Genomic DNA, 18,425 nt, shown 5'->3' with positions numbered 1-18,425 from the left:
CTGGCAAAAGCGACATGTTGGCTTGAATTTTTCAAGTAAATCTGTATACCTTAACTCTCATCAACGTAATATTTCGTTTTGGATTTTCAACAGTGACCCAGAGACTCGATCAAATTAATTCTTCTATTGCCAGCAACACCAGCACAACTCCACAAAAAATCCGCTCAGATTTACTTATCTCTGCATTTGAACAAAGCGAAATTAAAAATACTCTGGACCATACCCGGTTAACATCCACCCAGCTGACGCACATTCCAAACTTAGAAAAAATTCCTGCGTCAACCAAACGGATCAAGCCCCTGAATAACTTTTTGGGCCAAGATCGCGCACGCGCCTCAGTTGAGGCCGGGATTGCCCTGCCTTATTCCGGCTATAACATTTTTGCTGTCGGTACCGCAGGTCTCGGAAAACGCACCATGGTGAAGCGTTTGCTGCAACAGCACGCCAAAACTATGGAAACCCCGAATGACTGGGTGTACGTCAATAACTTTCAGAACCAGCGTCAGCCGATTGCGCTAGAACTGCCCTCAGGTCAGGGCCCAAAATTCCAAGCCATGTTGAATCAAAGCTGGCAAACGATCCTCAAGCAGCTTGAGCGCCGTTTTACTGCAGAGACCTATCACAACCGCATTGAAATGATTCGCCAGGAAACCGGGGATGAGCAGCAGCAGGCACTGATCGAACTGACCAAAGAAGGCGCAGAACTGGATCTGAAGCTAATCTCGCGACATGATGAGCACTGTTTTGTTCCTGTGCATCTGATTGATGACGAATTGCAGGAAATGTCTCAAGAAGATCTGAATGCCTTAAGCAATAAAGATCGTGCCGAACTGGCGTCCAATATGCGCTATATGGACAAGAAACTGGAACGTCTGGGTTTGCATCTGGGTGATCTGGAAGATGATGCACGCGATCGCGTACAGATCCTGAACCGTGATATCGCCAAACAGGTAGTCTTACCGCGAGTTGAACAGATTCTGGCGAAATTCAAACATGTGAAAGGTCTGGAACATTACCTGAAATACTATGCCGAAGACATCATCAACAATGTCGAAATTGTGCTGGAACAGGAAGAAGATGATTTCACTCCGGCACTGTTCAGTCGCGTTCCTGCACGTTATCAGGCCAATGTGATTATCACACACAAGCCGAACAGTGGTGCACCAGTGATCTTTGAAGATTTTCCAACGCATTACAACCTTTTGGGTCATGTGGAACAACTGACTCAAAATGGTACGATTACCACGGACTTTACTTTGATTCGTCCAGGTACCTTGCATAAAGCTAATGGCGGCTTCCTGATGCTGGAAGCGGAACAATTGCTGGAACAGCCGTATGCATGGCAAGGCTTGAAGCGCGCGCTTAAATCGGGGCATTTAAAACTGTCTTCACTTGAGCATATGATCACGCTGACCGGCAGTATTTCGATTGAACCTGCCTCAATTCCCCTGAATATCAAGGTCATCTTGCTGGCTGAGCCTGAAATCTATTATGAAATTTTAGAGCTTGAACCAGAGCTAGGCAGCATCTTTAAAATCCGTGCCGATTTCACCGATACATTACAACGTAATGACAATAACGAGCAGGCTTATATGCAGCTGATTGCCGACTATGTGCAATCGGATAAATTATTGCCTTTTGACCGTTCTGCTTTAGCCGCCTTGCTCACAGATTCCAGCCGTCAAGCCGAAGATCAAAGTTCATTGTCATTACATGCTCTGACGCTGGGCGATCTGATCCGTGAAGCACATCATCATGCCTTCCAGGCCGGTGACAAGATGGTTTCAGAAAAACATATCAACACCGCACTGGATCACCGTAAATATCGTCTCGGCTATTTACGTGAACTGTATTGGCAAGATCTGACTCGTGGTACCCAATTGATCGAAACCCGCGGCCATCGTCTGGGCCAAATCAATGCCCTGTCTGTCATTCATTATGCTGATGTCGAATTTGGTCTGCCTTCACGTCTGACGGCTTCGGTTTATCAGGGTGGCGGTGATATTTTGGATATTGAGCGCAGTGTAGAGCTTGGTGGGTCTTTGCATGCCAAGGGCGTGTTACTGATGTCATCTTTCCTGAAAGCACATTTCGGCCGTGAACAGACCTTGCACTTCTCTGCTGCACTGGCCTTTGAACAAAGTTATGGTCAGGTCGATGGTGACAGTGCCACTGTTGCGGAACTGTCTGCCTTACTGTCTGCCATAAGCCAGTTACCGATTGATCAATCCTGGGCCATTACCGGTTCCATGAACCAGCTGGGACAAGTACAGCCTGTAGGTGGTGTGAATGCCAAAATTGAAGGTTTCTTTGATGCTTGCAAGTTACAAGGTCTGACCGGTAAACAAGGTGTAATTATCCCACGGCAAAATATGCAACATCTAATGCTGCGTAAAGATGTCACCATTGCTGTGGAAGAAGGCCAGTTCCATATTCACGCGATTGATACTATTGATCAGGCACTGGAAATCCTGATGGCGCGTCCTGTCGGTACCTTGGATAAAAAAGGTCGCTATAGCAAAAATTCAATCTATGCCGCAGTGATGGCACAGCTGGATTATTGGCAAGCGATTGAAGATGGTGCCGAACTGGTCGAAGTACCGAAGAAAAAGAAAAAAAAGAAGAAGAAAGACAAGAAGCAAATCGTCGAGCCACAAACTGAAGTTGAAGCTGATGTTTCGACAGTTGAACAGCCGGATGCAGCGACAGAGGATTAACTCTGACCTTGACCTAAGCAAAAATAGAGACAAAAAAAGCGCTTCTCAATGAAGCGCTTTTTCACATCTGGACTTAATTTAATACAAAATTAAGCATCAACTGCCGGGCTGTACTGTTCAACTAAAGGCTTTAATTCACCTTTTTGGAACATGTCGAGCATGATATCACTACCGCCGATCAACTCACCATTGATCCAAAGCTGTGGAAATGTCGGCCAGTTGGCGATTTGTGGTAACATCGCGCGAATGTCCTGGTTTTCCAGAATGTTTACATAAGCAAACGGACGACCAATTTGACTGAGTGCTTCTACTGCACGTGCAGAAAAACCACATTGTGGAAATTGCGGTGTGCCTTTCATGTAAAGAAGTACTGCGTGTTTTGCAATTTGGTCACGAATTAACGCTTCGGTATCGCGTGCTTGTTCAGTCATTGATAAATCCTCAACTCATCTGTCTCGCATTATACCCAAATCCAGGCAAAACAGTATGTCTAAAGCAATAATTCCAATTTTATTTACAATTACCCTTTAAATCTGAGCGGGTTTTTGCTTATATAAGTTTTTCTTTCCACCTAACAGTTAAGAGTTAGTCATGAATAATATTACCCTCGCACCGGTACAAACTGATCAACCGTCTCATTTGATGCCTGTTTTTGGCCGTCAACCGATCAGCTTTGTCCGAGGACGAGGTGCATATCTTTATACCGAAGATGGTACAGAGTATTTAGATGCATTAACCGGCATTGCCGTATGTGGTTTGGGACACGCGCATCCAGTTATTGCCGAAGCGATTGCTGAACAGGCAGCGACCCTGATTCATACCAGCAACCTGTTTGAAGTGCCTTGGCAAACCGCTGCCGCACAGAAACTGGCTGAAGTTGCAGGCATGGAAGAAGTATTCTTCTCAAACAGTGGTGCAGAATCCAATGAAGGTGCAATCAAAATTGCACGTAAATTCGGTCATATGCAAGGCATTGCTTCACCAAAAATTATTGTTGCTGACCAGTCTTTCCATGGTCGTACCATGGCCACCCTGTCTGCTACAGGCAATAAAAAAGTGCAAGAAGGTTTTGGCCCGCTGGTTGAAGGTTTTATTCGTGTACCTTTTGGTGATATCGAAGCAATTGAAGAAGCTGCAATCAATCATCCGGATATCGTAGCGATTTTGATTGAGCCTATTCAGGGTGAAGGCGGTGTGAATACCGCACCTCAAGGTTTCAGTTATTTAGAAGAAATTCGCCAAATCTGTAACCAGCACAACTGGCTGATGATGCTGGACGAAGTACAAACTGGTAATGGCCGTACCGGTAAATATTTTGCTTACCAGCACACCAATATTATTCCGGATGTACTGACCACAGCCAAAGGCTTAGGAAACGGTTTCCCGATTGGTGCAGTGATGACTCAAGGTCGTGGTGTCGGCGTATTAACTGCTGGAAATCACGGTTCTACCTATAGCGGTACAGCACTGGGTTCGCGTGTGGTCTATACTATTCTCGATATTATGCAAAAAGAAAATATCGTCGCGAATGCTGCTGAAAAAGGTGCTTATATCGTTGACCAGCTACGCAACAAACTGGCAGATCAAAATGTCATCGTACGTGGTTTTGGTCTGATGATCGGGATTGAATTACCAAAAGAATGCGGTGATCTGGTTGCGATTGCACGCGATGAATACAAGATGGTTATCAATGTCACCGCAGGCAATGTTGTTCGTCTGTTGCCTACCCTGAATATTACCCAGGAGCAGGCAGACCAGTTGATCGAACGTCTGGTAAAAATGATCAAAGCTTATTTGGCCTAAAGCCCTAGCTTAAAAATTAAAAAAGCCGCTCTAAAGCGGCTTTTTTATTATTCTGCATTCTATGATGCGTTTTGTAACATACGTCCGCCAGAGATCTGGCTAAAATATTGTTTCAAGGTATCAAGACAACGAAGAATTTTTATAGGTTGTTGTTCACGTTTCGGAATAACTGCATACAGTGTAATCGGTGGCAGTCTCCATTCAGGCAGAACTTCAACTAAAGTACCGTTAAGCAAATCCTTTTTAGCATCAAGATATAAAACCTTGGCAATCCCATTGCCCTGCAAGCACATCGATTTTGCAACCAAACCGTTATTGGTACTGAAACGGGATTTCAGTTCAAACTCGGCTTTTTCTGCAGTATTCACATGTTGAAAATGATAATACTGATGGTTTTTAAGATGCGTTAAAGGCAAGACCTCATGATTTTTAAGATCATCAGGTCTCGAAATAATGGTGCTTTGATTAATATAACTCGGTGTCGCTACCAGAATTTGCTCAATCTGCATCAATGGCACAACCTGAACATTATGCTCATCATTTTTCTGTTCAAATCTTAGGGCGATATCAACCCGCCCATCCAACAAATCAACCTCATGATTGTTTGTTTCTAAATGTACTGCCAAGCCGCGATGTGCAGCCATCCAATGAGAAAGTGCAGGAATCACATGATTCGCGCATAATTCTGGCAAAGAAACGATACGCAGCTCACCCACGAGATCATCACGTAATTCATTGATCCGGACTTTACCGCGTTCAGCAGCAGATAACATTTCTTGGCAGCTATGGAAAAAAGCTTGTCCCGCTTCGGTCAGACTTAATTTTCTCGTCGAACGATTTAGAAGTACGACTTCCATATCGTGTTCTAACGAGCGAATTTGTTGACTGACGGCGCTGGTCGTAATCCCTAATTCACGGGCAGCACCGCTAAACGAGTTCTTCTCCACAACGCAAGCAAAGACACCCATTGCTCGAAGTTGATCTAACATAAATTTCCCTCTAAACTTATGAGGTGCTTCATCATTTGATAAAAGCAACTTATTGTATTATACGGCGAAATTTACACTTTGCATTATTTATTTAATTGTTTGGTAAAACTGCAGTAGGATTAATAGGTTTGCCGTCTAAGCGCACCTGAAACTCTAGCATGGTACGGTTTGTACCAGTCGATCCCATTTCTGCAATTTTTTGACCAGCCGTTACATTTTGGCCACTTTTCACGTTCAATTTACTGTTATGTGCATAAGCCGTGATATAGCCATTGATATGCTTTACCAACACCAGATTGCCATATTCTTTCAGACCATCAGCGGCATAGACCACCTGCCCGTCTGCTGCGGCAAATACCGGATCACCGACATTACCACTGTAGCGGGTGCCCTTGATATTAGAAGCTAAATTGTATTGCTGAAGAATCGCGCCATTCGATGGTTTTACCCAACGTAAACCTGCTGCCGTAGATACTGGCGTTACCGGTGCAGATGTACTGACACGTGGTGTGGTTTGTACTGTCGTTGCTGGTGTCACCGGTGCCGGTATAGGCACTGCAATTGTTTGACGCTGGATTGGCGCTGCCTGAGTCATAGCCTGAGTACTGGTGCTACGGCGCGTAGTATGGGTTTTCAGGCGGATCGATTGTCCGACATAAATCCGGTAAGGTGCACTGATGTCATTCATCTCTGCAACACTGATATAGTTCAGTCCATAACGTGCTGCAATGCCACTCAATGTATCTCCTGAACGCACCGTATAGAAATCAGGAGCTGTAGCATAACGCGTTGCATTATTCACCTGGGGTTTAGTGGCACAACCGGTAATTACTCCTGTAGAAATAACAACGGTCGATAAAACGAGGGTTTTAATCAGGGTTGCAGGCGAAGCTACGACACATTTCGGTAACACCAAGAACATTATCTTCCTCTCTAATGCTATACGGTTGCAAAATTCCGTTAAGATTAGCAAAGTTTTACGGCAATATACTTGCAATCGCGAGTTTTTCACAAAGTTATAACACTAAGGACGCATTTTCTGCCAATTGTGTTTGTAAATTCCGCAGACTCTCATAATTGGTAGCATCCATCTGAATCGGGGTAATACTGACATAGCCATTGGCGACCGCAGAGAAGTCCGAATCAATTTCGTTAAATCCTGGCTTAGGGTCTGCGACTGCTTCTCCTGAGAGTCCAATCCAGAATACCTGACGACCACGCGGATCTATATGACTCGTCACCGGTTTAGACTGACGGCGGCGACTTTGATATGTCACTTTTTCACCCTGCAATTCAGTTACATCTGGAATATTGATATTAAAAATATGTCGCTCAGGCAGAACAGGCAAACCACGAGCAATAAAATCATGCACCCATTCGGCGGCCAACTGATAATCCTGAGGCTGCTGATAGCCACGTACATTCGGCCCACTCAGTGATACGGCAATCGCAGGATGTTTAGTTAAACGACCTTCAAAGGCCGCCCCGACTGTACCAGAATACAAGATATCATCTCCCAGATTTGCGCCGCTATTTATCCCGCTAACCACCAGGTCAAACTCAAAATCAAATAGCCCGTTCATAGCCAAGTAAACGCAATCTGCCGGCGTCCCATTAACCGCCCAGACATCAGGAGAAATCTGGATTGGGCGTAAAGGGCGGTCCAAAGTTAAGGCACTAGAAAAGCCACTGCGTTCACTTTCCGGTGCCACAATCACCACTCGCCCCAAAGGCTTTAGCGCTTGCGCCAAAGCCTGAATACCGGGTGCAAACACCCCATCATCATTTGAAACTAAAATATTCACTAAAAAATCTCGTTACGCTAAAAAATGACTGACTAGGACATTTCATTGTATTAGTGCAGGAATTATATATATTTATTGCTCGACATCCATCTTTATAATATGTGGCTCAAGATGATTAAAAAATTCTCTTTATTTAGCGCTCTCACTTTAAGCTTGGCAGCATTTATTTCCCCTTCAGTCATGGCAAACGATCTGACTGTTGAAGAAAACAATACCATTGTAAAAGAAGATATTGCAGCAGCACAGGTTATGGCTGAAGTTTGCCCGGCAATCATTGGTCAAAATCCAAAATTTAAAAGCACCGTTGAACAATTGATCCAGTCTTATCTTGCAGACTACTCAGATAAAGGTATGAGCTATCAAAAGCTACAGGCAGACAGTGAATATAAATCTTTACTTGAAGAAGCACGTCAGGGTGCAAAGCAAACCAGCTCAGACGAGCAGAAAACTGTCTGTGAAGAAATGCTGAACTACCAAGGCTAAGCCAGCTAAATTTTCAAATAAGACGGTGTAAACATCGTCTTATTTTCTCTTACAGATTTATTCATAATTCTACAGCTTCGCTACATTTTCCCACTTTTCAATTTCAAAAATAAGTTTAAGCTAGGCAAATTATTGTTCTAAATCTATTTTTTGAGTTTTCAATGAAAAATCCAATATTCCAAGCTTTAACATTCTGCGCAATTTCTGCCGCCACTCTTTTGGGAACTTCTGCATTTGCAGCCGATGAAAACATTAATGTTACCCCAACTCAGCAAGTGACCAAACAGGAACTGGCAGCCATTTATGTTCTTTCAGAAATCTGTCCAAGCATGGTCAAAGACAAGTCACAGTTTAATCAGGGTTATACCAAGCTGGTGACTGAGTATATGCCGGGCCAGCGTAATCCGGTTGAAAGCTTAAACCAGATGGCTAAACAGAACGATTTCCGCAATATTCTGGCCGAAGCACAATCGGATGCCAAGAAAGCCGGCAAGAAAAAAAATCAGGTGATTTGTAATGAATTAACCACCTATAACAATTAAGCTGCTTTTCTGCCGATAACTTACAATACTTTTGAAATAAGACCGGGTTTCCCATAGAAGTCAGCCTAGCTTTGTCCTAAAATGCTAGGCTCTTCGTGCTTACATCAAGATATAGGAACCCACTAGAAATGACCCAAAAAACTGCCCTTGCTGCATTATTATTAGTTCCTAGTTTTAGCTTTGCAGCAACTGTCCTATCTGCACCACCAGAATTGAATAATAAATCCTACGTGCTAATGGACTACGAGACAGGGCAACTTCTCGCTTCAAAAAATGAAAATGAAAAATTAGCCCCTGCTTCAATGACCAAGATGATGACCAGCTACATCATCGAACAAAAACTATTGAGCGGTGAACTCACTGAAGATGAACAAGTGCGCATGAACGAGTCAGCATGGTGTCGCGGCAGTAGCGCGGAATCATGTATGTATGTACCTTTAAATGGTACGGCAACTGCACTTGAAATGCTTCGCGGGATTATTATTCAATCAGGGAATGATGCATCGAAAGCCATGGCTGAACATATTGCAGGGAACGAGGGTACCTTTGCACATATGATGAACCAGGAAGCTAAACGTATTGGCATGACCAATACCAGCTTTATCAATTCAACCGGTATGCCGGCTGAAGGTCATTATTCAACTGCCAAAGATATGGCAACGCTGGCACAACACATCATTAAAGACAGTTCTAAGTATTATCCGATTTATGCGGAAAAAGAATTTACCTTTAATGGCATCAAACAAGGTAACCGTAATGCCCTGCTATATACTGATCCGAGTGTAGATGGTTTAAAAACTGGCCACACTGATGAAGCTGGTTATTGTTTGACTACCTCATCAAAACGCGGTCCTACGCGTTTGATTTCAGTGATTTTTGGTGCACCAACCATGCAGGAACGTGCGACACAAACACGTGAATTGTTGGCTTGGGGTTATGCAAACTTCGAAACCAAAAATGTTCAACCGGCTAAACAGGTACTTGCTAAAGCCAAAGTCTGGTTTGGTAAGGAAGATGAAGTTCAGATCGGTCTTGCTGAAAACTTTAATGTGACTATGCCGAAAGGTCAGGCCAACGCGATTAAAACCCAGCTGGTGGTTCAGCCTAAACTGACTGCACCTTTACAGCCTGGTCAGGTCGTAGGTAAATACGTAGCGACTCTGGATGGTAAAGTAATTTCAGAAAAACCGTTGGTGGCTTTAAACGCGGTTGAAGAAGCTGGTTTCTTCGCACGTATGCTCGACCATATTAAACAATTCTTCTCAAACTTGTTCTAAGTTTAAATAGACTGTTTTAGTCTAGCACTAAGACCAAAGCACTCATTCAGATGGGTGCTTTTTATTTTATACTATGCACATGATCCTTAAACTTTTAATGAGCAGATCACCATGAGCCAAAACATTCGTTCTTATTTAGACACAACTCCACAAATTGATGAATCGTGTTATATCGATCCGATGGGAATCGTGGTCGGCGATGTGGTCTTGGCTGAAAATGTCTCTGTCTGGCCTTTTGCCGTGATTCGTGGTGATGTTAATTCGATCCGGATTGGTAAAAACTCGAATGTTCAGGATCATGCCATGTTGCATGTCAGTCATAAAAAAGCCGATAAACCGAATGGTTCGCCTTTGATCATTGGTGAAGATGTCACGATTGGCCATCATGTGACATTGCATGGTTGTACGATTGGTAATCGCGTATTAATCGGGATTAACAGCATTATTCTGGATGATGTCATCATTCCGGATGATGTGATGATTGGTGCAGGTACACTAGTTCCACCGGGCAAAGTTTTGGAAAGTGGTTGGCTCTATGTGGGCAGCCCTGCCAAAAAAGCGCGTCCGCTCACTGAAAAAGAAATGGCATTCTTGCCGTATTCTGCACATAATTATGTAAAAGTTTCTAGGAATTATAAATAACTGTTTTAATTGCCAAATTTTTTGATCGTTAGATACAATAAATTAAATCTATCTCTATATGAATATTTATGTTTAAAGAAATTGAAAAATATGTGGGATTTTATCTACTCACCTACATAATAATTTTATTCATATGTGGATTTTTTCAGTACATAGCAGTGTGTCAAGGACAATCTTTATCTTGTAGCTTCAGTATGACTGGAATTAACACAATTATTACAACCACTGCTTATGTAATAACACCTATAGTTGCCATCATTGGTTTTATTTCTTGGAAGGTACAATATAACATTCAACTCGAAAAAAATGATCTCAGAAATGCTTTAGAGGCTGCCGTCATACTCAAGGAAAATATAAATTATTTTGAAGTACATTTAAATAACTTATATTTACAAATACAAGAAGTACCCGTAAAAAACTTCGAAACACTTATTTCACATTATGATGAAAATAAAGTTGAAATTAGACAAAAAAGACGTGAACTTTCCCTGAATACAATCAAATATTACTCATGTCTAGAAATATGCCAACATCCAATTCCTGAAAGTCAAATTGACTTTCTATATAATCATAACAATGAATTTGAAGGAAAGTTTAAAACTATAGTTTTCGGAAAATTTCATCATAGCCACACACCCTAAAATTTTATACAATAGTGCATCCTTTTCCATGGTGCTGCTTTATGACTGCTTGGACTGCTCATGTCACTGTCGCAACTGTCGTTGAAAAAGACAGAAAATTCCTGTTTGTAGAAGAACATACAGAAGGTGTGACACACACGGTATTTAATCAGCCTGCGGGTCATATCGAATGTGGCGAAACTATTATTGAAGCTGCCATTCGCGAAACCATGGAAGAAACCGGACATACAGTGAGTATTGAATCACTGCTAGGTATTTATACCTATACCCCACCGATGTTCCCGGATCGTACTTATTTTCGTTTCTGCTTTTTAGCCAAATCCATTGACTACGACCCAAATGCCGCTTTAGATGCTGACATTATCGGTGCAGTCTGGATGACGCTAGATGAATTGCTTGAATCTGCTCGTGCGCGTAGCCCACTGGTGATTAAAGCCGTACAAGATGCGCTTTCAGGTCAAAAGTACCCTTTATCGCTCATTTACGAGCACCAAAATTCTTCCTTAATTTCAAATTTGGATGCCTAATCCTATGCAACAACGTGTCATCGTCGGTATGTCAGGTGGTGTAGATTCATCTGTTTCTGCTGCCCTTTTACTTCAACAAGGTTATCAGGTTGAAGGTCTTTTCATGAAAAACTGGGAAGAAGATGACGGCACAGAATATTGCACGGCGATGGATGACCTTGCCGATGCTCAGGCCGTTTGCGACAAAATCGGAATTAAGCTGCATACTGCGAACTTTGCCATGGAATATTGGGATCGCGTATTCGAGCATTTCCTGGCGGAATATGCGGCTGGCCGTACGCCAAACCCAGACATTTTATGTAATAAAGAAATTAAATTCCGTGCCTTCTTAGATCACGCGATTAACCTAGGTGCAGACTTTATTGCAACAGGTCATTATTGCCGTCGTGGTGAAACCATGACCAATTCACGTGGTGAAGAATATGCACCGCTACTGCGTGGTGTAGACAATAACAAAGACCAGACCTATTTCCTGCATGCGGTTCATGGTCGTGAAATTAACAAGACCCTGTTCCCTGTTGGTGAAATTGAAAAGCCACAAGTCCGTAAAATTGCAGAAGAATTAGATCTGGTCACGGCCAAGAAAAAAGACTCGACTGGCATCTGTTTCATTGGTGAACGTCGATTTAATGACTTCTTGAAGCAATATTTACCTGCTCAACCCGGAAAAATCGTACTGGAAGACGGTAAAGAGGTTGGTGATCATCACGGCTTAATGTACTATACGCTCGGTCAACGCGGTGGTATTGGTATTGGCGGTATGAAAGGCGTCGCTGAAGGCGCCTGGTTCGTATTGCATAAAGATATCGAAGGCAATCGTCTGGTGGTCGGCCAAGGCCATGAACACCCACTGATGCAAAGCACCATACTTTGGAGTGAGGCGATTGACTGGGTGGCAGGTGAGCAAGATATTCCTGAAACAGGCTTCCGCTGTACGGCCAAAACCCGTTACCGTCAGACTGATCAAGCATGTACTGTGTATCAAGATTCAGAATCACCGAATGGTGTTCGTGTTGAGTTTGATGAACCTCAACGTGCAGTGACCCCGGGTCAAAGCGTGGTGTTCTATTCAGGTGAAGTTTGTTTAGGGGGTGGTGTGATTCATCATACCAATGCACCTAAACCTGATTTTATAAAAGGATGAATTCGGCATGACGGAGTTACCATTTCAACCAGCCACAACGTTGAATACTCGTCAAAATCGTGCTTTGGCATTAGCGGGTGTGTTTCAGGCCACCCAGCTGACCCATATGACAGCATTGACAGGTCAGCAAAGCATTGGTGAAAGTGGTAACTTTTATTTTGAACAGTTGATTAGAGCCAGTCTTAATATCCGTCCCGGCAGTAATCAAAATGCCCAGACCCTAGACTTTTTTAATCAACTGGCTGATATTTCCTTAGGTTTAAAAATATTAGAAAGCAGCATCATTCAACCCTTCAATACTTCTCCAAAATCCAGAATTCCAAAACTTTCCAGCACCAAACTTCCCATGAGCTATGCAATGGCACTTCTTCAGTTAGAAAAGAAGGTCTATAGCAATCCCAAATTTGTTGAAATTATTGAACAGTCCCAACAGAAAATTCTCAGACAGCTTTCTTTCTTTGATAATAATTACCTGCACCCCAGCATCATTGCCAATCTAGCTCAAACCTATGTCGATACTGCCGGACAGATTAATCCGCGCATTATGGTACGTGGCAATGCCGAAGCCTTTAAGGATGCCGGACACACCAACCGCATTCGTGCGTCTTTATTTACCGGTTTGCAAATGGCACACCTGTGGCGTCAGCTCGGTGGCAGCTCTTGGGGCATGGTATTTGGCAAACGCAAGTTGCTACAAGATATTCAGAATCTAGCGCGTTTACAGTTTCAGGTGGTTTAACTGATGCTGCACGTGTTTCGTTTTACGTTTAATTCCAAAATCTAAGGAATCGATATGAACGCTTTAACTGCACTTTCTCCATTAGATGGACGTTACGCGAGCAAATGTGATGCTCTACGTCCTTTTCTTTCTGAGTTTGGTTTAATCCATGCTCGTGTGACTGTTGAAGTGCGTTGGTTACAAGCGCTTGCAAACCACCCGGAAATTACTGAAGTACCGGCGTTTTCAGGCGAAACTAATGCAGCGCTTGATGCGATTGTGAGCGATTTTTCTGAAGATGGCGCCAATCGCATCAAAGAGATCGAACGCACCACTAACCACGACGTTAAAGCGGTTGAGTATTTCCTGAAAGAAAAAATCGCTGGTATCGAAGAACTTAAAAATGCCGGTGAATTCATTCACTTTGCATGTACGTCTGAAGATATTAACAACCTGTCACATGCCTTGATGCTGAAAAGCGGTCGTGATGTACTGGTTGCATCTATGCAGCAAATCATCGATTCAATCGTTGCGCTTTCTGAAAAGCATGCAGACCAGCCAATGTTGTCTCGTACTCATGGTCAAACTGCAAGCCCGACAACTTTGGGTAAAGAAATGGCGAACGTGGCTTACCGCCTTGCACGCCAAATCAAACAGTTCAAAAATGTTGAGCTACTGGGCAAGATCAATGGTGCAGTCGGTAACTACAATGCGCACTACTCTGCTTACCCAGACATCAACTGGCCTGCGCATTCACAAGCATTTGTAGAGTCTTTGGGTCTAGACTTCAACCCGTACACCACTCAAATCGAGCCACATGACTATATGGCTGAACTGTTTGATGCGCTACGTCGTTTCAACACTATTCTGATCGATTTTAACCGTGACATTTGGGGCTATATCTCTCTTGGTTTCTTCAAGCAAAAACTAAAAGAAGGCGAAGTTGGTTCTTCAACCATGCCACACAAAGTTAACCCAATTGACTTTGAAAACTCTGAAGGTAACTTGGGTATTGCCAATGCTGTACTTGCACACCTTGGCGAAAAACTGCCAATTTCTCGCTGGCAGCGTGACCTGACTGACTCTACTGTGCTTCGCAACATGGGTGTTGGTTTTGCGCAAAGCTTAATTGCTTTTGAAGCTTGCTCTAAAGGTATTGGCAAACTTGAGTTGAACGCTGCGCGTATTAATGAAGATTTGGATAATGCCCAAGAAGTATTGGCTGAACCAATTCAAACTGTAATGCGTCGTTACAACGTTGAAAAACCATACGAAAAACTAAAAGCCCTGACTCGTGGTCAAGCCATGACTCGCGACATGATGGTAGATTTCGTAAACGGTAACGAGTTAGAAGCTGTTCCTGCTGCTGACCGTGCGCGTTTAGCGGAAATGACACCTGCATCATATACAGGTAATGCTGCTGATCAAGCTAAACAGGTAGCTGAGCTGATTGCAAAAATCTAATTTGCAATAAGACGAAAAGGCGAAGCTCAGGCTTCGCCTTTTTATTTATAATGTATTTTATTCTAAAAAGATATTTCATAATAACGACATGATTGATCATCGACTTTCCGCCAAACATTACACGAGCCTGGGCATTTTAATTCTGGCGATTTTGTTTGCCAGTATTCGTCCTTTAGAACTGGAAGCTTATCTCTTGCATCAGGCAGGGACAGTTTTCATGATCATCATGCTGCTCATCTGCCTGTATAAAATCGGCCTGAATTTTTTAAGTTTTAATTTATATATTCTTTTTCTGATTGTTCATGTGATTGCTGCACACTATCTATATTCTTATGTGCCTTATAACCAGTGGATTGAACAGATTTTTGGCTTTAATCTGAATGAAGCGATGCACTGGTCACGTAATATGTTCGACCGATTTGTCCATCTGGCCTACGGATTATTACTTTATCCAATTTTCCATCGCCTGTTTCAGGTCTGGTTGCCGCAGCAAAAACCCGTGGTCATTTTCCTGCTGGTGATTCAGTTTGTGGTGGCCAGCAGCATGCTCTATGAATGGCTGGAATGGCTGATTGCCATTGGTTTATCTCCTGAGGAAGCTGAAAACTATAATGGACAACAAGGTGATATGTGGGATGCGCACAAAGACATCTTGCTTGCTACGATTGGTGCAGCGATAACAGGCGGGCTGCAATTGATACCGAAAAATCAAAAAAGCTCATCGAAGTGAGCTTTTAAAATCACAATCTAATAGCTGAATTAAAGTTTTGGATCACGCATTTAATTACATTCATATCTTCAATTATGAATGTGGGCAATATCGCATCCAATCATCCTTCATTTTTTGCAGTTCATTCCCCGTCAACATCTCACTGTAATAAATGAAATAGGTTGCATCAGGATATTGAATCTCATGACGGAATATCATGCCACGCAGTGACACAGATAACTCCTCAGGAAAATCATCCTCTAAATAAAGTTCTTCAAATTCATAATTAAAATAACAATTTTGCGTCGCAAGAAATGCTTCAGCTATAGCCATGTTTCTGCTCTAACAATAAAATATGCTTTATTTTATCTGATTAGTTTCAATGATGGTTTACATTTCATTCGGTTCAATCCATTGAACAAACTTAGATTCTGACAAATGTGGATATTTGAACTTATCTAGATATTCAAAGCAGGCCTTTTGGCCTTGAGGAATTTTATCCAGATGCTTATCGAAGAATAAATGCCGACTATATTGAGCGCCATCAAAGCGAATACTCACACGTTCAAATTCATTACCACCTCGAACTTTATGCATCTGATAAAACTGCACAACACCACATTCCTTCGATGGAATAACAGGTGGATCATTGGGCTTTAGAAAGCTATACAGCAGAAAGATACAAACGCCGGGTAGAAAACTCAGCCAAAACAAAACCTTCTTAGAATCATCCTGAGTTAATTTTGCTTCAGAACAAAGCATACATAACATTGGAATAAATACGATACTAAAAAACCCAAGCAACAAAATAAACGTGAGCATATGAGCCTAGACTCAATCAGAGTACTCCACTTATATCATAACAATATGATTTCAAAAAATAAAAAAGCCCACCGAAGTGAGCTTTAAAATTCATTCAAGATCAATTGGATTAAAGTTTTGGATCACGTATTTGCACCAGATTTGCGTTTGCTTTACTTAAGCTTTCCATCACTTTATTCATGACAGTGGGTACTAGTGAATCAGCAATTTGCGCTGCCTGCAGACCTAATTTTTCACCCAAAGTTGGTTTCTTGCGGGTCTGGATGGAATAGATGTCATGTTGGGTCAACAAGTTGAGCAGGTATTCATCTGAGGTTTGCAGTTTATCCACCAGATTTAGATCCAGCGCATCCCGACCATACCAATGCTCACCAGTGGCCACTTTTTCAATATTCAGCTGCGGGCGATACTTCTCAACAAAATGTTTGAATAAAGCATGGGTTTGCTGTAATTCTTCTTCAAACTTAGCCTTACCCTCTTCGGTATTTTCACCAAACATAGTCACGGTACGTTTGTACTGTCCTGCGGTATAGAGCTCAAAGTCGATTTTATTATCTTTCAGTAGACGATTAAAGTTGGGTACCTGAGCAACCACACCAATTGAACCGACAATCGCGAATGGTGCAGAAATAATCTCATTGGCAATACACGCCATCATATAACCGCCACTAGCAGCTACTTTATCGACACAGATGGTCAGATGAAAACCTGCCTCGCGTAAACGTACCAGTTGAGCTGCTGCAAGTCCATAACCATGGACCATGCCGCCCGGACTTTCCAGACGCACCACCACACGGTCACGACCGGCCTTAGCTGTAGCCAGAATCAAAGTGATTTCTTCACGCAAACCTTCTACCGCAGAAGCCGCCATATCGCCTTTAAAATCGAGCACATAGATTTTTTGATTGGTTTTCTTACGTGCACGCGCTTCTTTTGACAGTTGTTGCGATAACTGTAAAAGTTCCAGTTTAGAGCCAGTAGTTTGCGCTATTTTTTTTCGTTGTTCATTGATACGCGCATTGAGATGACTAATACGGATTTCAGCGGACAGTTTCGGAGTATGAAATAACATAAAAAATCTATTCTCTATTTAATTCGGATTTATTCCTTTAGATTAGGTCAATTTCGGTTTTTTTCAACTTTATTTCGAGAATTATTACGATTATCACCATCTATTTCACCTATAAAAAAAGAGCCTTACGGCTCTTATTCTAGAGATCGGATTAACCGAAACGCCCTGTAATATAGGCTTCAGTCAACTGATGATCCGGCTGGGTAAAGACTTTTTCAGTCGAGTTGACTTCTATCAGATCACCCAAATGGAAATACGCAGTACGATCCGATACACGTGCTGCCTGTTGCATGGAGTGAGTTACGATCGCGATGGTATATTGCGTAGATAGCTCAGAAATCAGCTCTTCCACTTTGGCGGTTGCAATGGGATCGAGTGCCGAACACGGTTCATCCATCAAAATTACTTCTGGACTGACTGCGATCGTACGCGCGATACACAGACGTTGCTGCTGACCACCTGACAAACCTGTTCCCGGTTGATTCAAACGATCTTTCACTTCTTCCCACAGACCGGCTTTACGCAAGCTGCCTTCGACAATTTCTTCAAGATCGTACTTGTCACGCGCCAAACCATGCAGTTTTGGGCCATAGGAGACATTATCGAAGATTGATTTCGGAAATGGGTTTGGCTTCTGGAAAACCATACCAACCTGTGCACGTAGCAAGACCACATCCAGGTTTGGATCATAAATATCCTGATTGTCCAGCATCACTTTACCGGTTACACGGCAGCTATCAATGGTATCGTTCATGCGGTTTAAGGTCCGCAGAAAGGTCGATTTACCACAGCCTGATGGCCCAATAAAAGCAATCACTTCATTTTCATAAATATTCAGGTCAATACCTTTAATCGCTTCCGCTTCACCATAGTACACATGCACATCAGAAGTACTAAGTTTCACATTCGTCGACTTCGCATCTTTTTTGCTGCTGCTCTGCGTATCGAACTGGGAAACAAACGGAGTTGCTGGCTTTTGAGTCGCCTCATCCGAGGTGAATTGTGTCTGTTGTGGATTCACGATTTGATCCTTTTTTAAGGAATTTTGAATAACAGTTGTGTTCATGATT

The 18,425-nt window shown here is 42.7% G+C and carries 20 protein-coding genes; 12 read left to right on the top strand and 8 right to left on the bottom strand.

Annotated elements, in window-relative coordinates:
• The first annotated feature begins 92 nt into the window (after positions 1 to 92).
• Positions 93 to 2,717, top strand: a complete 2,625-nt coding sequence (locus tag NI455_RS11405) for a Lon protease family protein (RefSeq protein ID WP_409652876.1) — start codon at positions 93 to 95, stop codon at positions 2,715 to 2,717.
• An 89-nt stretch (positions 2,718 to 2,806) separates the two neighbouring features.
• On the opposite strand, the gene grxD is transcribed toward NI455_RS11405, so the two are convergent.
• Entirely contained in the window at positions 2,807 to 3,148 is a 342-nt protein-coding gene (gene grxD, locus NI455_RS11400) for a Grx4 family monothiol glutaredoxin (RefSeq protein ID WP_005104579.1), read from the bottom strand.
• A gap of 160 nt (positions 3,149 to 3,308) precedes the next feature.
• Between grxD and NI455_RS11395 the strand changes: the two genes are divergently transcribed.
• Positions 3,309 to 4,520 (top strand): aspartate aminotransferase family protein, encoded by a 1,212-nt coding sequence (locus NI455_RS11395; RefSeq protein WP_253114245.1) that lies wholly within the window; start codon positions 3,309 to 3,311, stop codon positions 4,518 to 4,520.
• Positions 4,521 to 4,579: 59 nt separating this feature from the next.
• Here the strand turns inward: NI455_RS11395 and NI455_RS11390 are convergent, their stop codons facing one another.
• From NI455_RS11390 to surE, 3 genes are all read right to left on the bottom strand, one after another.
• Positions 4,580 to 5,509 carry a LysR family transcriptional regulator gene (locus tag NI455_RS11390; RefSeq protein ID WP_253114242.1) on the bottom strand — a complete coding sequence of 310 codons (930 nt, stop codon included), beginning with the start codon at positions 5,507 to 5,509 and terminating at the stop codon, positions 4,580 to 4,582.
• Between the two features lie 91 nt (positions 5,510 to 5,600).
• Positions 5,601 to 6,431, bottom strand: a complete 831-nt coding sequence (locus NI455_RS11385; protein WP_253114239.1) for a peptidoglycan DD-metalloendopeptidase family protein — start codon at positions 6,429 to 6,431, stop codon at positions 5,601 to 5,603.
• Positions 6,432 to 6,525: 94 nt separating this feature from the next.
• A complete protein-coding gene (surE, locus tag NI455_RS11380; RefSeq protein ID WP_004279734.1) occupies positions 6,526 to 7,314 on the bottom strand; it encodes a 5'/3'-nucleotidase SurE in 789 nt (262 codons plus the stop codon).
• Between the two features lie 111 nt (positions 7,315 to 7,425).
• Here surE and NI455_RS11375 point away from each other — a divergent pair, with 111 nt between their 5' ends.
• The 10 genes from NI455_RS11375 (at position 7,426) to NI455_RS11330 (ending at position 15,482) form a co-directional block, all read left to right on the top strand.
• Positions 7,426 to 7,797, top strand: a complete 372-nt coding sequence (locus NI455_RS11375; RefSeq protein ID WP_253114237.1) for an MCR_0457 family protein — start codon at positions 7,426 to 7,428, stop codon at positions 7,795 to 7,797.
• Positions 7,798 to 7,958: 161 nt separating this feature from the next.
• Positions 7,959 to 8,339, top strand: coding sequence for an MCR_0457 family protein (locus NI455_RS11370; protein WP_005104587.1), 381 nt, complete (start codon positions 7,959 to 7,961; stop codon positions 8,337 to 8,339).
• Positions 8,340 to 8,467: 128 nt separating this feature from the next.
• Positions 8,468 to 9,616 carry a D-alanyl-D-alanine carboxypeptidase PBP5/6 gene (gene dacC, locus NI455_RS11365; protein WP_004646537.1) on the top strand — a complete coding sequence of 383 codons (1,149 nt, stop codon included), beginning with the start codon at positions 8,468 to 8,470 and terminating at the stop codon, positions 9,614 to 9,616.
• Between the two features lie 111 nt (positions 9,617 to 9,727).
• Entirely contained in the window at positions 9,728 to 10,258 is a 531-nt protein-coding gene (locus NI455_RS11360) for a gamma carbonic anhydrase family protein (protein WP_253114234.1), read from the top strand.
• Between the two features lie 68 nt (positions 10,259 to 10,326).
• The gene (locus tag NI455_RS11355; RefSeq protein WP_121980358.1) at positions 10,327 to 10,899 is read left to right on the top strand and encodes a hypothetical protein; all 573 of its coding nucleotides are present in this window, start codon (positions 10,327 to 10,329) and stop codon (positions 10,897 to 10,899) included.
• A 41-nt stretch (positions 10,900 to 10,940) separates the two neighbouring features.
• On the top strand, positions 10,941 to 11,426 hold the full coding sequence (locus NI455_RS11350; protein WP_253114232.1) for an NUDIX hydrolase: 486 nt from the start codon (positions 10,941 to 10,943) through the stop codon (positions 11,424 to 11,426).
• A 4-nt stretch (positions 11,427 to 11,430) separates the two neighbouring features.
• Positions 11,431 to 12,570: a tRNA 2-thiouridine(34) synthase MnmA gene (mnmA, locus tag NI455_RS11345; protein WP_071851917.1), complete on the top strand. Its 1,140-nt coding sequence runs from the start codon at positions 11,431 to 11,433 to the stop codon at positions 12,568 to 12,570.
• 7 nt (positions 12,571 to 12,577) lie between these two features.
• Positions 12,578 to 13,309, top strand: a complete 732-nt coding sequence (hflD, locus tag NI455_RS11340) for a high frequency lysogenization protein HflD (RefSeq protein WP_004279723.1) — start codon at positions 12,578 to 12,580, stop codon at positions 13,307 to 13,309.
• Positions 13,310 to 13,363: 54 nt separating this feature from the next.
• Positions 13,364 to 14,752, top strand: a complete 1,389-nt coding sequence (purB, locus tag NI455_RS11335; RefSeq protein ID WP_044112892.1) for an adenylosuccinate lyase — start codon at positions 13,364 to 13,366, stop codon at positions 14,750 to 14,752.
• A gap of 88 nt (positions 14,753 to 14,840) precedes the next feature.
• A complete protein-coding gene (locus tag NI455_RS11330) occupies positions 14,841 to 15,482 on the top strand; it encodes a DUF2238 domain-containing protein (protein ID WP_253114230.1) in 642 nt (213 codons plus the stop codon).
• Between the two features lie 72 nt (positions 15,483 to 15,554).
• On the opposite strand, the gene NI455_RS11325 is transcribed toward NI455_RS11330, so the two are convergent.
• The 4 genes from NI455_RS11325 to pstB form a co-directional block, all read right to left on the bottom strand.
• Positions 15,555 to 15,794, bottom strand: coding sequence for a hypothetical protein (locus NI455_RS11325; protein WP_085064278.1), 240 nt, complete (start codon positions 15,792 to 15,794; stop codon positions 15,555 to 15,557).
• A 57-nt stretch (positions 15,795 to 15,851) separates the two neighbouring features.
• The gene (locus NI455_RS11320; protein WP_153566484.1) at positions 15,852 to 16,283 is read right to left on the bottom strand and encodes a hypothetical protein; all 432 of its coding nucleotides are present in this window, start codon (positions 16,281 to 16,283) and stop codon (positions 15,852 to 15,854) included.
• Positions 16,284 to 16,392: 109 nt separating this feature from the next.
• The gene (gene sohB, locus NI455_RS11315) at positions 16,393 to 17,355 is read right to left on the bottom strand and encodes a protease SohB (protein ID WP_253114227.1); all 963 of its coding nucleotides are present in this window, start codon (positions 17,353 to 17,355) and stop codon (positions 16,393 to 16,395) included.
• Positions 17,356 to 17,506: 151 nt separating this feature from the next.
• On the bottom strand, positions 17,507 to 18,421 hold the full coding sequence (pstB, locus tag NI455_RS11310; RefSeq protein ID WP_004279716.1) for a phosphate ABC transporter ATP-binding protein PstB: 915 nt from the start codon (positions 18,419 to 18,421) through the stop codon (positions 17,507 to 17,509).
• Between the last annotated feature and the right edge of the window lie 4 nt (positions 18,422 to 18,425).

The organism is Acinetobacter lwoffii, assembly GCF_024129435.1.
Lineage (GTDB): Bacteria > Pseudomonadota > Gammaproteobacteria > Pseudomonadales > Moraxellaceae > Acinetobacter > Acinetobacter lwoffii_F.
The sequence above is the reverse complement of the archived record's forward strand: the minus strand, read 5'-3'. Positions and strand labels throughout refer to the sequence as shown.

Bases quoted from the DNA above. Each gene is read 5' to 3' on its own strand.
- dacC (WP_004646537.1), top strand. From the start codon at position 8,468: ATGACCCAAAAAACTGCCCTTGCTGCATTATTATTAGTTCCTAGTTTT.
- NI455_RS11360 (WP_253114234.1), top strand. From the start codon at position 9,728: ATGAGCCAAAACATTCGTTCTTATTTAGACACAACTCCACAAATTGAT.
- NI455_RS11370 (WP_005104587.1), top strand. From the start codon at position 7,959: ATGAAAAATCCAATATTCCAAGCTTTAACATTCTGCGCAATTTCTGCC.
- NI455_RS11385 (WP_253114239.1), bottom strand. From the start codon at position 6,431: ATGTTCTTGGTGTTACCGAAATGTGTCGTAGCTTCGCCTGCAACCCTG.
- hflD (WP_004279723.1), top strand. From the start codon at position 12,578: ATGACGGAGTTACCATTTCAACCAGCCACAACGTTGAATACTCGTCAA.
- NI455_RS11375 (WP_253114237.1), top strand. From the start codon at position 7,426: ATGATTAAAAAATTCTCTTTATTTAGCGCTCTCACTTTAAGCTTGGCA.
- sohB (WP_253114227.1), bottom strand. From the start codon at position 17,355: ATGTTATTTCATACTCCGAAACTGTCCGCTGAAATCCGTATTAGTCAT.
- NI455_RS11390 (WP_253114242.1), bottom strand. From the start codon at position 5,509: ATGTTAGATCAACTTCGAGCAATGGGTGTCTTTGCTTGCGTTGTGGAG.
- purB (WP_044112892.1), top strand. From the start codon at position 13,364: ATGAACGCTTTAACTGCACTTTCTCCATTAGATGGACGTTACGCGAGC.
- NI455_RS11395 (WP_253114245.1), top strand. From the start codon at position 3,309: ATGAATAATATTACCCTCGCACCGGTACAAACTGATCAACCGTCTCAT.
- NI455_RS11325 (WP_085064278.1), bottom strand. From the start codon at position 15,794: ATGGCTATAGCTGAAGCATTTCTTGCGACGCAAAATTGTTATTTTAAT.
- NI455_RS11355 (WP_121980358.1), top strand. From the start codon at position 10,327: ATGTTTAAAGAAATTGAAAAATATGTGGGATTTTATCTACTCACCTAC.
- NI455_RS11320 (WP_153566484.1), bottom strand. From the start codon at position 16,283: ATGCTCACGTTTATTTTGTTGCTTGGGTTTTTTAGTATCGTATTTATT.
- NI455_RS11350 (WP_253114232.1), top strand. From the start codon at position 10,941: ATGACTGCTTGGACTGCTCATGTCACTGTCGCAACTGTCGTTGAAAAA.
- mnmA (WP_071851917.1), top strand. From the start codon at position 11,431: ATGCAACAACGTGTCATCGTCGGTATGTCAGGTGGTGTAGATTCATCT.
- NI455_RS11330 (WP_253114230.1), top strand. From the start codon at position 14,841: ATGATTGATCATCGACTTTCCGCCAAACATTACACGAGCCTGGGCATT.
- pstB (WP_004279716.1), bottom strand. From the start codon at position 18,421: ATGAACACAACTGTTATTCAAAATTCCTTAAAAAAGGATCAAATCGTG.
- grxD (WP_005104579.1), bottom strand. From the start codon at position 3,148: ATGACTGAACAAGCACGCGATACCGAAGCGTTAATTCGTGACCAAATT.